Here is a 13151-nt window from a genome sequence, read left to right as displayed (position 1 = left end):
GGACTTCCGGGGGTGGGGAGCCCACCGTCCGCACCACCCGTCCGGCCGAGCGTCGTCGAACGTCTTCGACGACGCCCGGACCTTGACCGTGTTCTGACAGCCGTCCAATAGTGGGAGCGCTCCCACCTCATCGTCGACAGGACCCCCATGCGCAGAACGCGACACCTCCTGGCGGGGCTCGCCCTGACCGTCGGCCTCCTCGCGGGGGCGGTACCGGCCACCGCCGCGCCCGCCGAGCCCGCACCGGCCCCCGCCGCGGCAGCCCCTTCGTACACCTGGAAGAACGTCCGGATCGACGGTGGCGGCTTCGTCCCCGGCATCGTCTTCAACCGCAGCGAGCGGAACCTCGTCTACGCCCGCACCGACATCGGCGGCGCCTACCGCTGGAACCAGGCCGCCTCCACCTGGACCCCGCTCCTCGACCACGTCGGCTGGGACGACTGGGGCCACACCGGAGTCGTCGGGCTCGCCACCGACGCCGTCGACCCCGACCGCGTGTACGCCGCCGTCGGCACCTACACCAACGACTGGGACCCCGGCAACGGCGCCGTCCTGCGCTCCGCCGACCGGGGCGCCACCTGGCGGCGCGCCGACCTCCCCTTCAAGCTCGGCGGCAACATGCCGGGGCGCGGCATGGGCGAACGCCTCGCGATCGACCCGCACCGGAACAGCGTCCTCTACCTCGGCACCCCCAGCGGCAACGGCCTCTGGCGCTCCACCGACTCCGGCGTCACCTGGGCGAAGGTGACCTCCTTCACCAACCCCGGCAACCACCAGCAGGACCCGACCGACACCAGCGGCTACAACTCCGACGAACAGGGCATCGTCTGGATCACCTTCGACGAGTCCACCGGCAGCCCCGGCAGCGCGACGAGCACGATCTACGTCGGTGTCGGCGACAAGCAGAACGCCGTCTACCGCTCCACCGACGCGGGCGCCACCTGGACCCGCCTGCCCGGGCAGCCCACCGGGTACCTCGCCCACAAGGGCGTGCTCGACGCGGAGAACGGCTACCTCTACCTCGCGTACAGCGACACCGCCGGCCCGTACGACGGCGCCAAGGGCCAGGTCTGGCGGTACGCCACGGCCACCGGCGCCTGGACGGACATCAGCCCCGTCGCCGAGGCCGACACCTACTACGGCTTCAGCGGCCTCACCGTCGACCGGCGGAACCCCGGCACGGTCATGGTCTCCGGCTACAGCTCCTGGTACCCCGACACCCAGATCTTCCGCTCCACCGACAGCGGCGCCCACTGGACCAGGGCCTGGGACTACACGGCGTACCCGAACCGCGCCGACCGCTACACCATGGACGTCTCCTCCGCGCCCTGGCTGACCTGGGGCGCCAGCCCCGCCCCGCCCGAGCAGACCCCGAAGCTCGGCTGGATGACCGAGGCCCTGGAGATCGACCCGTTCGACTCGAACCGCATGATGTACGGCACCGGCGCCACGATCTACGGCACCACCGAGCTGACCCGGTGGGACGCGGGGACGAAGTTCACGATCAGGCCCATGGTCCAGGGCCTGGAGGAGACCGCGGTCCTCGACCTGGCCTCGCCACCCTTGGGGGCCCCGCTGATCAGCGCCCTCGGAGACATCGGCGGCTTCCGGCACACGGACCTCACCAAGGTCCCGTCGATGATGTTCACCGGCCCCAACTTCACCTCCACCACCAGCGTCGACTTCGCCGAGACCACGCCCGACACCGTCGTGCGCGCCGGGCACCTCGAAGGCGGCCCGCGCGTCGCCTTCTCCTCCGACAACGGCGCCACCTGGCGCCCCGGCCAGGAACCCCCGGGCGTCACCGGCGGGGGCACGGTCGCCGCGTCGGCGGACGGCACCCGCTTCGTCTGGAGCCCCGACGGCGCCGCTGTCCACACCGGCACCGGCGGCGCGTGGACGGCGTCGACCGGCATCCCGGCCGGCGCGACCGTCGAGTCCGACCGGGTCGACCCGCGCACCTTCTACGGCTTCTCGGCCGGCACCTTCCACGCCAGTACGGACGGCGGCCTGACCTTCACCGCCAAGGCCGTCGGCCTCCCCGCCAAGGGCAACGTCCGCTTCAAGGCCGTCCCCGGCCGGAAGGGCGACATCTGGCTCGCCGGCGGCGCCCCCGACGCCACGTACGGCCTCTGGCACTCCACCGACGGCGGCGCCACCTTCACCCGGGTCGCCGGGGTCGAGCAGGCCGACACGATCGGCTTCGGCAAGGCCGCGCCCGGAGCCGCGTACCCCACCCTCTACACGAGCGCGAAGATCGGCGGCGTACGCGGCATCTTCCGCTCCACCGACGCGGGCGCGAGCTGGGTGAGGATCAACGACGACGCCCACCAGTGGGGCTGGACGGGCGCGGCGATCACCGGCGACCCCCGGGTCTACGGCCGGGTGTACGTCTCCACCAACGGCCGCGGCATCCTCTACGGCGACACGGCCGAGACCGGCGGCGGTGGCGGCGGCACCGACCCGGGAACCCCGACGGGCGCCTGCGCGGCCGCGTACCAGGTGACCAGCCAGTGGCAGGGCGGCTTCACGGCCCAGGTCACCGTCCGCAACACGGGTACGGCTCCGCTGGCCGGCTGGACCGTCCGCTGGACGCAGCCCGCGGGCCAGCGCGTCACCCAGGCCTGGAACACGGCGCTGACCCAGACGGGCGCGGAGGTGACGGCCACCCACCTCCCGTACAACGCGACGGTCCCACCGGGCGGCTCGGCCGCCTTCGGCTTCAACGGCACCTGGACGGGCACCAACCCGCCGCCGACGCCCCTCGTCTGCGCGTCGGGAACGTGAGAACGACTCAGGCCCCGGTTCCTGGGAACCGGGGCCTGAGCCTTCAGGGTGAGTAACGGGACTTGAACCCGCGACATCCTGGACCACAACCAGGTGCTCTGCCAGCTGAGCTATACCCACCATGTCCGGCGGTGTCCCCGAAGGTTTCCCCGACCGGCCGAGAAGAAGTCTACAGGGTCCTGGAGGGTGCTCGCGCCCGCGTTTTCCCGAGGGGGTGGCGAGGGCGCGAGCGGCCCTACACGGAAGGGGTCATTCGGCCGGTACGACGTGACGGGCCGCGATCTGCTTCGCGGTCTCCGAGTCGGGGCCGGGCTGCGGGACGAAGACCGCCTCCCGGTAGTAGCGCAGTTCCGCGATGGACTCACGGATGTCGGCGAGCGCCCGGTGGTTGCCGTTCTTGTCCGGACTGTTGAAGTACGCCCTCGGGTACCAGCGGCGGGCCAGCTCCTTGACCGAGGAGACATCGACGATCCGGTAGTGCAGGTGGCTCTCCAGGGCGGGCATGTCCCGGGCGAGGAAGCCGCGGTCCGTGGAGACCGAGTTCCCGCACAGGGGCGCCTTGCCGGGCTCCTTGACGTGCTCGCGGATGTACGCGAGGACCTGGGCCTCGGCGTCGGCCAGCGTGGTGCCGCCGGGCAGCGCGTCGAGCAGCCCCGAGGCCGTGTGCATCTGGCGCACGATCTCCGGCATGGTCTCCAGGGCCGCGTCCGGCGGGCGGATCACGATGTCCACCCCGTCGCCGAGCACGTTCAGTTCCGAGTCGGTGACCAGCGCGGCCACCTCGATGAGTGCGTCATCCGTCAACGAGAGCCCGGTCATCTCGCAGTCGATCCACACCATGCGATCGTTCATGCGTCCTACCTTAGGGGGTCTCCCGCCACCCGGGGCGTCGCGCCGAGCAGGCCGAAGGGCGCCCGGGGGAGGTGTCCCCGGGCGCCCTTCGGTCCTGCGGTGCGCCGCTCGTGGCCGCGCGGGTCGCTGAGTTACGGCGCGCTGCGCTGGCCCGGCAGCGAAGCCCGCCCGGCCGCGAAGGCGTCGGACTGCGGCTTGCCCGGCTCCAGCGGGGGCACCGGACGCCGGATTCCCGCCGAGACCTGGACCGGCACGACCGCGTCGAGCATCGCCGTACCGCTCTCGCCCTGCGGCCGCCGCGCGCGGTACGCCGCCCGGTAGGCGGCCGGCGAGGAGCCGAGCTGCCGTCGGAAGTGGCCCCGCAGCGCCACCGGCGAACGGAAGCCGCACCGGCCGGCCACCTCGTCGACCGAGTAGTCGGAGGTCTCCAGGAGTCGCTGCGCCTGGAGCACCCGCTGGGTGATCAGCCACTGGAGGGGGGCCGAACCGGTCAGCGAGCGGAACCGGCGGTCGAAGGTCCGCCGTGACATGTACGCACGGGCCGCCAGGGTCTCCACGTCGAACTGCTCGTGGAGGTGCTCAAGGGCCCAGGCGACGACCTCGGCCAGCGGGTCGGCACCGATCTCCTCTGGTAAAGACCTGTCGAGGTAGCGCTCCTGGCCGCCGCTGCGCCGCGGCGGGACGACCAGCCGGCGCGCCAGGGCGCCCGCGGCCTCCGTGCCGTGGTCGGTCCGCACGATGTGCAGACACAGATCGATTCCGGCCGCGGTCCCGGCGGAGGTCAGCACGTCCCCGTCGTCGACGAAGAGCTCCCGGGGGTCCACATGGACCGACGGGTAGCGCTTGGCGAGCGTCGGCGCGTACATCCAGTGCGTCGTCGCCGGTCGTCCGTCGAGCAGGCCGGCCGCGGCGAGGACGAAGGCGCCGGTGCAGAGACCGACGATCCTCGCGCCCTCCTCGTGGGCACGGCGCAGCGCCTCGAGCGCCTCCGGCGGCGGCGGCGAGGTGATCGACCGCCAGGCCGGGACGACGACGGTGCCCGCACGGCTGATGGCCTCGAGGCCGTACGGCGCCGTCAGTTCGAGTCCACCGGTGGTCCGCAGCGGGCCGTCCTCGCCCGCACAGACCAGCAGCCGGTAGCGTGGCACTCCGGCGTCCTGCCGGTCGATGCCGAACACGGAGAGCGGGATGGAGCTCTCGAAGATGGGGCCGCCGCTGAACAGCAGCACCGCGACGACTTCGCGACGGCGGCGCCCGGTAAGTTTCCGTGCGGTCTCCGGCGCAATGGAGTCCTGGCTCATGACGCTAAGCCCCCCTCGGTGTTCGCGTCTCCCTGGTCGTGTCGCTCCTGCACGTTTCCCCTCGGTTTTGCACGAGACCCCAGTCTTCGGTACCCATGATCGAATCTACTGCGTCCCGTAGCGTCGGCGTGACAAGTTCTCCATCCGGTGGATTGTCGACAAGGCCACTTGGCGCGAAGCGATCGATCGCGAAGTCTGCCGTCCGGCGGGCGCCCGGGGGAGGGGCGGTGCGGCGAACGCCCCGTACGCGGGGGGTGCGGGCCCCTGGAGCGGGGCATATGCGGGTGTCGGCGCCGGGGTTGGACAATCGTTCCGCCAAGGACGCGCCGACAGATGGAACTTGGCTGAAAACGTACGGGCGCGCGTGTACGAACCTGTCAACTCGAAGAGCGGCGGGCAGTTCCGGGGGTGCCGCGGAACGCCGATCCCGGCCGGATTTGTCCTAGCTGGTCCGGCCCGACCGGCGGGACGCTCCCCAGCTCCGCCCGTCCCCGCCCGACGGTGCCTCATCGTGCCGCCTGCCGCGTCCGCGCTCCTCACGTACCCCACTCTCCTCACGCAACCCGCTCTCCTCGCGGAGCCCGCGCTCCGCGCGGCGCAGCAGGATCCGGCAGGCCGCCGTCACCGAGACCAGACCGAGCGCGGTGCCGGCGGCGCCGCCGACCGAGGTGCCGTAGGCGACGAGGACCACCGGGACCAGGGCGCAGCAGAAGACCGCCCAGCGGACCACGTCACCGGCCGGGTCCGCCGCGCCCGCCCCCGGCGCCGCCCCCGCCGCCCGTCCCGGGTCGGCGGGTGGGGAGGAGGCGAGGGCCCTCCGGTGGCCACGGGGCGGGGCGAGCACGGAGGCGGGCGGGGCGGAGGTCTGGCCGGCGGCGGTCGACGGTGCGGGCACGGAAGGTCTCCCTGCGACGGTGGGCTGGACCTGTGGGCAACGAGGAACGGAACGTTCCGGTCACTCTGCGCGACGTCCGTTTGGCCCCCGTACGGACGCCTGTAGGACACAACCGGCATTGCCAGATCCCGAGCCGCTCGTGCATGCTCCCTGGAACGCCGTGCGCGAGCGGCGGGCACGCCGGGAGCGGCACGGTGGGCTCTGGGCAGGAGAGGAGTGGCGCCGTACCCTTGGGGGTATGGGCTTGGGAAGATGATTCCCGGACACTCAGCTCCGCCGCCACCCTTGTTCCGCACCCCCCCTTCCCCGTCCCTTCCCACGAGGACCCTCTTCGCCGAGACATCGATGGCCGGTCACGAATTCTCCGAACCCGCGGACCGCAAGCGCGTCGCCGACTCCACGGTCGACCCCCTGGCGGTAGAACAGCCACGTCATGCCTGCGACCCGGCCTTCCGGCACGGGGTCGTCGTCGGCTTCGACGGCTCCACGTCCAGTGAGCGCGCCCTGGCGTACGCCATCGGGATGGCCCGGCGCTCAGGCTCGGGCCTGATCATCGTGCACGTGGCCAACCGGCTGCCCACCACGGTGTGGGCCGGCTGCGAGCCCCCCGTCTTCGTCGACGTGCCCGACCACCGCACCGAGGTCCTCGGTCTCGAGCTCGCCTGCGCCGAGCACCTCTCCGAGGTGCCCTGGATCCTCGTCGAGCGCGGCGGGGACATCTGCCACGAGCTGGAGGAGGTCGGCCGCGAGTACTCGGCCGACGCGATCGTGGTCGGTTCCACGCACGGGATCGTCGGACGGATCTTCGGCTCGGTGGCCGGACGTCTCGCGCGGCGCGCCCAGCGTCCCGTGATCGTCATCCCGTAGGGACCTCGCGGGGGGATCTCGTAGGGACCTCAAGAGGGCCTCTCAGGGGCGCCCGCAGGGCCCCGCTCCCCGGGCTCCCTCCCTCAACTGCCGTCATCCGGCCATAAATTCGGCCTCGCTCAGGTGAATTGTGTACTTGTGAAGGGTAGATAAGGGTCACCGGATCACAGCAGCTCACGCAGCACGACTGCACTCCTGAAGGGAGCCCGCCGTGGACAACGACGTCGCCGCGGGAAACAGCACCTCCACCCTCGGCCACCTCGCACTCGGACTGACCCTCCTGGCCTTCGGCCTCGGCGGTACGGGTGTCATCGACAACGTCGCGGCAGCGGATGCCGCGGGCCTCGCCACCTGGGTCGGCGGGGTGGCGCTCTTCCTCGTCGGCATGCTCGCCCTGCGCGCGGGCGACAAGGGCGAGGGCACGGCGTTCGCGGCGCTCGGCGCCTTCTGGTTCACCTGGGGCACCGCGGCGGGCGGCGGCGCCTCGGCCGACGCGGTCGGTGTCTTCATGCTCCTGTGGGCGCTCCTCGCGCTCACGCTGACGATGGCGGCCTCGGGCAGCGGGGTGTTCGGACAGGGCGTGTACGGGCTGCTGTTCGTCGCGCTCCTGCTGCTCGGCATCGGGGCGCTCGTCGACAACGGGGGCCTCGGCAAGGCGGGCGGCTGGGTCGCGGCCGTCGCGGGCCTCGTCGCCTGGTACGGGGCCACGGCGGCGGTGGCGGGCTGGCCGACCGCCTTCCGCCGCACGGCGGGCACCAGCGCCCCGGCCACGGGCTGAGGTCGACGAGGCCGGCGCCCACGAGCGCACCGGAGGCGAACCGAGCCCCAAAAAAACGGTCCCCCGCGCACCTGGGTGTGCGCGGGGGACCGTTCTCGTGTCCGGTCGATCCGCCGGGGGACAGGCCCGGCGGCGCGGCTCGGGGGGACAGGCCCCGAGGGCGCTGCTACTCGACCGTGACGGACTTGGCCAGGTTGCGCGGCTTGTCGATGTCGCGGCCCATGGCGAGCGCCGTGTGGTAGGCGAGGAGCTGGAGCGGGATGCCCATGAGGATCGGGTCCAGCTCGTCCTCGTTCTTCGGCACGATGATGGTGTGGTCGGCCTTCGCCTGCGGCTGGTGCGCGACCGCGAGGATGCGGCCGCTGCGGGCCTTGATCTCCTCGAGGGCGGCGCGGTTCTTCTCCAGCAGGTCGTCGTCGGGGACGATCGCGACCGTCGGCAGGGCCGGCTCGATGAGGGCGAGCGGGCCGTGCTTCAGCTCGGAGGCCGGGTAGGCCTCGGCGTGGATGTAGGAGATCTCCTTGAGCTTCAGGGAGGCCTCCAGGGCGACCGGGTAACCCCGGACACGGCCGATGAACATCATCGACTGGGCGCCGGCGTACGCCTCGGCGATCTTCTTGATCTCGTCCTCGGTGCGGAGGATCTCGCTGATCTGCTCGGGCAGCTTGCGCAGGCCCTCGATGATCCGCTTGCCGTCGGTGACGGACAGGTCGCGGATGCGGCCGAGGTGCAGGGCGAGCAGCGCGAAGGCGGTCACCGTGTTGGTGAAGCACTTGGTGGAGACGACGCAGACCTCGGGGCCCGCGTGGACGTAGATGCCGCCGTCGGCCTCGCGGGCGATGGCGGAGCCGACCACGTTGACCACGCCGAGGACGCGGGCGCCCTTGCGCTTGAGCTCCTGCACGGCGGCGAGCACGTCGTAGGTCTCGCCGGACTGGGAGACGGCGATGTAGAGGGTGTCGGGGTCCACGACCGGGTTGCGGTAGCGGAACTCCGAGGCCGGCTCGGCGTCGGCGGGGATGCGGGCCATGGACTCGATGAGCCCGGCGCCGATGAGGCCGGCGTGGTACGAGGTGCCGCAGCCGAGGATCTTGATCCGGCGGATGGTGCGGGCCTCACGCGGGTCCAGGTTCAGGCCGCCGAGGTGCACGGTGGAGAAGCGGTCGTCGATCCGGCCGCGCAGCACGCGGTCGACCGCGTCGGGCTGCTCGCTGATCTCCTTGTGCATGAAGGTGTCGTGGCCGCCCATGTCGAAGGAGGCGGCCTCCCACTCGACGGTCTCCGGGGTGGGCGTGGTGGTGGCGCCGGAGATCGTGTAGGTGCGGAAGTCGTCGGCCTTGAGGGTGGCCATCTCGCCGTCGTCGAGGGTGACGACCTGGCGGGTGTGGGCGATCAGGGCGGCGACGTCGGAGGCGACGAGCATCTCCTTCTCGCCGATGCCGAGGATGACCGGGGAGCCGTTGCGGGCCACCACGATGCGGTCGTTGAAGTCGGCGTGCATCACGGCGATGCCGTAGGTGCCCTCGATGACCTTGAGCGCCTCGCGGACCTTCTCCTCCAGGGTCACGGCCTGGGAGCGGGCGATGAGGTGGGTGATGACCTCGGTGTCCGTCTCGGAGGCGAAGACGACGCCGTCGGCCTCCAGCTTGGCGCGGAGCTCCTGGGCGTTGTCGACGATGCCGTTGTGGACGACGGCGACCTTGTTCTCGGGGTCCAGGTGCGGGTGCGAGTTGACGTCGCTGGGTGCGCCGTGGGTGGCCCAGCGGGTGTGGGCGATGCCGGTGGTGCCGGTGAAGCGCTTGGGGACGCGGGCCTCCAGGTCACGGACCCGGCCCTTGGCCTTGACCATCTTCAGGCCGGAGGCCTTCGGGCTGGTGACGACCATGCCGGCGGAGTCGTAACCCCGGTACTCCAGGCGCGCCAGGCCTTCGAGCAGCAGGGGGGCGACGTCGCGCTTTCCGATGTAACCGACAATTCCGCACATAAAGGTAAAACCCCTCCAGGTTTGGGATGGTGCTTCTCAGCCGTAGACGATGCGGCGCAGTTGCCGGAGCGAGAGCTCCGGTGGCGCCACCGCCCGGTGCGGCAGCTCCGCCGCGATCCGTTCGAAGATCTCGGTGTTCACCGCGCCGCCGGACTGCAGTTCGCGATGGCGGCGGCGGACGAACTCCTCGGCCGTCTCGTCGAAGTACGCCAGCACGTCGAGCACCACCCGGGCGGCCTCACCGCGCTGGAGCGCGGTGCTGCGGACCAGATGGTCGACGAGGTCGTCGTGCGACGGGCGGCGTTCGAGCACCCGTGCATATTGATGGGTGCGGGCCGCCTTTCGCAAGAATCCTGCCCGATATCGGGCAGGAGGGTCATGATCGACGCGAAAACCGGCGTCTTGGTCCAGACCTTGACGCGCGGTGCTGTCGGTGCCGCACACGGAGGGTGTCGCCGGATATACGTAATGACAGGACGACGGATGTGTTGATCACCCGAAGGGGACCATGCCTGTGAGACAGAGCCGCCGCATTCACCGCCTCATCGGATCCCTGCTCCTGGTCGCGGCCGCCGGAGTCGCCTGCGGCGAATCCGCCGCCGACACCGGGACCGACGACGGAAAGGGAGCCGCCGCCGAACCCGAGGTGCGCCCCCTCGGCCGCATCGTGCCCGTACCCGCCTCCGTCACCCCCGACGGCGAGCCGTACGCCCTCACCCCCACCACCCGCATCGGCGTGGACGGCACCTCCCGCGAGACCAAGGCCATCGGCCGCTACCTCGCCGGCCTCCTCCGCCCCGCCACCGGCTACCCGCTGCCCGTCGTCGACGAGGCCGCCGCCGCCGGCGGCATCCGGCTCCGGCTCAGCCCCGGCGACACCGCGCTCGGCGAGGAGGGCTACCGGCTCCGCTCCGCACCCGACGGCCTCACCCTCACCGCCCGCGAGCCCGCCGGACTCTTCCGCGGTGTCCAGACCCTGCGCCAGCAGCTGCCCGCCGCCGTCGAGCGGGACTCCGTACAGCCGGGCCCCTGGAAGATCGCGGGCGGCACCATCACCGACACCCCGCGCTACGCCTACCGGGGCGCCATGCTCGACGTCTCCCGCCACTTCTTCACCGTCGACGAGGTGAAGCGGTACATCGACCAGCTCGCCCTCTACAAGATCAACACCCTCCACCTCCACCTCACCGACGACCAGGGCTGGCGCATCACCGTCGACTCCTGGCCCCGGCTCACCGGCCACGGCGGCTCCACCGAGGTCGGCGGCGGTCCCGGCGGCTTCTACACCAAGGAGCAGTACCGGGAGATCGTCCAGTACGCCGCCTCCCGCTACCAGGAGGTGATCCCCGAGATCGACATGCCGGGCCACACCTTCGCGGCCCTCGCCTCCTACGCCGAACTCAACTGCGACAACATCGCGCCGCCCCTCTACACCGGCATCAAGGTCGGCCTCAGCTCCCTGTGCGTGCCCAAGGAGATCACGTACGACTTCGTCAACGACGTCATCCGGGAGATCGCGGCCCTCACTCCCGGCCGCTACCTCCACATCGGGGGTGACGAGGCCCACTCCACGCCCCACGCCGACTACGTGGCCTTCATGGACCGGGTACAGCCCGTCGTCGCGCAGTACGGCAAGAAGGTCGTCGGCTGGCACCAGCTGACGAGCACCACGCCCGCCGAAGGGGCCCTCGTCCAGTACTGGGGTCTCGACCGCACCCCCGCCGCCGAGAAGGAACGGGTCGCCGCCGCCGCGCGCAACGGCACCGGCCTGATCCTCTCGCCCGCCGACCGCACCTACCTCGACATGAAGTACACCAAGGACACCCCGCTCGGCCTCGCCTGGGCCGGACACGTCGAGGTACGCCAGTCGTACGACTGGAACCCGGCCACCTACCTGCCGGGCGCGCCGGAGAGCGCCGTCCGCGGCGTCGAGGCCCCGCTCTGGACGGAGACCCTGTCCACCACCGCCGACCTCGACGTCATGGCCTTCCCCCGCCTCCCGGGCGTGGCCGAACTCGGCTGGTCCCCGGCGGAGACCCACGACTGGAACACGTACAAGACCCGACTCGCGGAACAGGCGCCGCGCTTCGAGGCGCTGGGCATCGACTTCTACCGGTCACCGCAGGTGCCTTGGCCGGCGAAGCGGTAGCCCGTACGGAGACGTGAGACGCCCGGCCCGGCAAACCCCGGCCGGGCGTCTTCGGCGCTCAGACGGAGCCGAGCCCGCTGTTCCTGACACCCGCCACGAACGCGGTGAACGCGGTGGTGGTGACGTCGAGGACGGGGCCGGTGGGACGCGTGGAGTCCCGGACGGGGACGATGCCGTGGGAAGCGATCAGGTTGGTGGCGACCTCGACGCAGTTGCCGCCGTTGTCGCTGTAGGAGGACTTGAACCAGCGGGGGTTTTCGGTCGTCACGAGGTGCCCTTTCGCGCTTCTTGGATCACGGCCACGGATTCCGCCTGGGAGAGCGATGCGGCCTGAAGCTGATGGTAGGCCGTCAACATGGGGACCACAGACGTCATTTCCCGGTCGAAGTGCCCCTGCGTCTGCGACTCGGCGTAGCACACCACGGCCCGGTCGGCGAGGGTGAGAAGGTTGACCGGCAGGTTGAACGTGCGGCGCTCTCCTATGGCATACGGGGCGATCTGCAGCAAGGTGGTCGGGCGGTCCGCGTACTCGACGAGCCGTTCCAGTTGGGCGTTCATCACCTTCGGGCCCCCGACCGGACGCCGAATGCAGCTCTCGTCCATCACCAGGAAGATCATGGGCGGATGCTCCCGTTCGAGCGCTGCCTGGCGCGAAGCCAGGAACGCGACACGCTCGTCGGCCTGGTCGGGGGTGATGGCTCCTCGCTTCACGGCGCTGTTCGCCAGCACTCGGGCGTACTCGGGGGTCTGGAGCAGACCCGGGATGATCCCGATCTCGAACAACCGGATCTCCACCGCCCGACCCTCGTAACCGACGTACTCCGGGAAGCCCTCCAGCAGTACGCCGTGCCGCATGTCCCGCCACTCGCGTTCGAGCGACTCGCTGGTCCCGGCGAGGCCGAAGAGCTGGTCGGCCTTACGCGAGAAAGGCAGGGTCGGCGGTTTGCGACACGTTTCCACGGCGGAGATGTGCTGGCTGGTGCAGCCCATGGGGCCGGCCAGGTCCTCCTGGGTCCAGCCCCGCTCCTCACGCAACCTGCGCAGATGATTTCGTGGCCGACACCGGCAACGGAACGACCCGGCTCGGCAGGGTGTCGCGCAGCCAGGCCGGGAAGGTCTACCTGCGTCCCCCGGGCGGCGGTGCCGAGTGGGTCGCCGCGCCCGAGGACCTGCGTGCCCCGACCGAGGACGAGTGGTCGCGCATCCGTGTCCTCACCACCCCCGTACCTCCCACGCTCGTCCTCTCCGCCGACCACGGGCTCCGCCCCCGGCCCGAGCCGGTCCCGGACTGCACGCCGTGCGCGTACCTGGCGGCACGGTTCGACGACTGCATGCGCAGAGGGCCGCAGCACGACGAATCCGCGGCCGTCGACTGCGTGGTGGAGATCCGCAACCACCCCCACGACCCGCCGAAGATGCGGGTCGAGGCGCCGTGACGGCCCAGTACGTCGCCCGGGTGACGGACGGCTCCGGGTGAGGCTCCACGCGGTGGCCGTGACCGCCGTGGGAGTCATCGGCGTCCTGGCCATGGCCCTGGC

General features: G+C 71.4%; 12 protein-coding genes and 1 tRNA gene. 5 read left to right on the top strand and 8 right to left on the bottom strand.

Going from position 1 to position 13151, the window contains the following annotated elements; genetic code table 11:
• Positions 1-147: 147 nt before the first annotated feature.
• Positions 148-2787, top strand: a complete 2640-nt coding sequence (locus tag ABZ567_RS04625; protein WP_360784690.1) for a cellulose binding domain-containing protein — start codon at positions 148-150, stop codon at positions 2785-2787.
• A gap of 47 nt (positions 2788-2834) precedes the next feature.
• Here the strand turns inward: ABZ567_RS04625 and ABZ567_RS04620 are convergent.
• From ABZ567_RS04620 to ABZ567_RS04605, 4 genes are all read right to left on the bottom strand, one after another.
• Positions 2835-2907 (bottom strand) — tRNA-His (locus ABZ567_RS04620).
• Between the two features lie 129 nt (positions 2908-3036).
• Positions 3037-3639, bottom strand: coding sequence for an oligoribonuclease (gene orn / locus ABZ567_RS04615; protein ID WP_360784689.1), 603 nt, complete (start codon positions 3637-3639; stop codon positions 3037-3039).
• 131 nt (positions 3640-3770) lie between these two features.
• A complete protein-coding gene (locus ABZ567_RS04610; protein ID WP_360784688.1) occupies positions 3771-4940 on the bottom strand; it encodes a helix-turn-helix domain-containing protein in 1170 nt (389 codons plus the stop codon).
• A 442-nt stretch (positions 4941-5382) separates the two neighbouring features.
• Positions 5383-5670, bottom strand: a complete 288-nt coding sequence (locus ABZ567_RS04605; RefSeq protein ID WP_360785046.1) for a hypothetical protein — start codon at positions 5668-5670, stop codon at positions 5383-5385.
• A 510-nt stretch (positions 5671-6180) separates the two neighbouring features.
• On the opposite strand from ABZ567_RS04605, the gene ABZ567_RS04600 reads away from it, so the two are divergent.
• The gene (locus ABZ567_RS04600) at positions 6181-6702 is read left to right on the top strand and encodes a universal stress protein (protein WP_073807719.1); all 522 of its coding nucleotides are present in this window, start codon (positions 6181-6183) and stop codon (positions 6700-6702) included.
• Between the two features lie 211 nt (positions 6703-6913).
• Positions 6914-7480: a GPR1/FUN34/YaaH family transporter gene (locus ABZ567_RS04595; protein ID WP_360784685.1), complete on the top strand. Its 567-nt coding sequence runs from the start codon at positions 6914-6916 to the stop codon at positions 7478-7480.
• Between the two features lie 166 nt (positions 7481-7646).
• On the opposite strand, the gene glmS is transcribed toward ABZ567_RS04595, so the two are convergent.
• The gene (gene glmS, locus ABZ567_RS04590; RefSeq protein ID WP_360784682.1) at positions 7647-9464 is read right to left on the bottom strand and encodes a glutamine--fructose-6-phosphate transaminase (isomerizing); all 1818 of its coding nucleotides are present in this window, start codon (positions 9462-9464) and stop codon (positions 7647-7649) included.
• A gap of 36 nt (positions 9465-9500) precedes the next feature.
• Positions 9501-9776 (bottom strand): hypothetical protein, encoded by a 276-nt coding sequence (locus tag ABZ567_RS04585; protein WP_360784679.1) that lies wholly within the window; start codon positions 9774-9776, stop codon positions 9501-9503.
• Between the two features lie 196 nt (positions 9777-9972).
• Here ABZ567_RS04585 and ABZ567_RS04580 point away from each other — a divergent pair, with 196 nt between their 5' ends.
• The gene (locus ABZ567_RS04580; RefSeq protein ID WP_360784676.1) at positions 9973-11613 is read left to right on the top strand and encodes a beta-N-acetylhexosaminidase; all 1641 of its coding nucleotides are present in this window, start codon (positions 9973-9975) and stop codon (positions 11611-11613) included.
• Between the two features lie 58 nt (positions 11614-11671).
• Here ABZ567_RS04580 and ABZ567_RS04575 read toward each other — a convergent pair whose 3' ends face one another.
• Together ABZ567_RS04575 and ABZ567_RS04570 are read right to left on the bottom strand one after the other, a co-directional pair.
• Positions 11672-11881, bottom strand: a complete 210-nt coding sequence (locus tag ABZ567_RS04575; RefSeq protein WP_360784673.1) for a DUF397 domain-containing protein — start codon at positions 11879-11881, stop codon at positions 11672-11674.
• Complete coding sequence (locus ABZ567_RS04570; protein WP_360785045.1) at positions 11878-12657, bottom strand: helix-turn-helix transcriptional regulator; 780 nt, start codon at positions 12655-12657, stop codon at positions 11878-11880. The genes ABZ567_RS04575 and ABZ567_RS04570 overlap by 4 nt, the downstream gene beginning before the upstream one ends.
• An 8-nt stretch (positions 12658-12665) precedes the next feature.
• On the opposite strand from ABZ567_RS04570, the gene ABZ567_RS04565 reads away from it, so the two are divergent.
• Positions 12666-13049: a hypothetical protein gene (locus ABZ567_RS04565; protein WP_360784670.1), complete on the top strand. Its 384-nt coding sequence runs from the start codon at positions 12666-12668 to the stop codon at positions 13047-13049.
• Positions 13050-13151: the final 102 nt, after the last annotated feature.

The sequence above is a fragment of the Streptomyces sp. NPDC016459 genome (assembly GCF_040632845.1).
In the GTDB taxonomy this organism is placed as follows: domain Bacteria; phylum Actinomycetota; class Actinomycetes; order Streptomycetales; family Streptomycetaceae; genus Streptomyces.
This window is presented reverse-complemented; position numbering and strand designations above follow the sequence as displayed.

What these genes read in the sequence shown, in the direction of transcription:
- ABZ567_RS04600 (WP_073807719.1), top strand. Translation starts at nt 6,181, where the DNA reads ATGGCCGGTCACGAATTCTCCGAACCCGCGGACCGCAAGCGCGTCGCC.
- orn (WP_360784689.1), bottom strand. Translation starts at nt 3,639, where the DNA reads ATGAACGATCGCATGGTGTGGATCGACTGCGAGATGACCGGGCTCTCG.
- ABZ567_RS04580 (WP_360784676.1), top strand. Translation starts at nt 9,973, where the DNA reads ATGCCTGTGAGACAGAGCCGCCGCATTCACCGCCTCATCGGATCCCTG.
- ABZ567_RS04610 (WP_360784688.1), bottom strand. Translation starts at nt 4,940, where the DNA reads ATGAGCCAGGACTCCATTGCGCCGGAGACCGCACGGAAACTTACCGGG.
- glmS (WP_360784682.1), bottom strand. Translation starts at nt 9,464, where the DNA reads ATGTGCGGAATTGTCGGTTACATCGGAAAGCGCGACGTCGCCCCCCTG.
- ABZ567_RS04625 (WP_360784690.1), top strand. Translation starts at nt 148, where the DNA reads ATGCGCAGAACGCGACACCTCCTGGCGGGGCTCGCCCTGACCGTCGGC.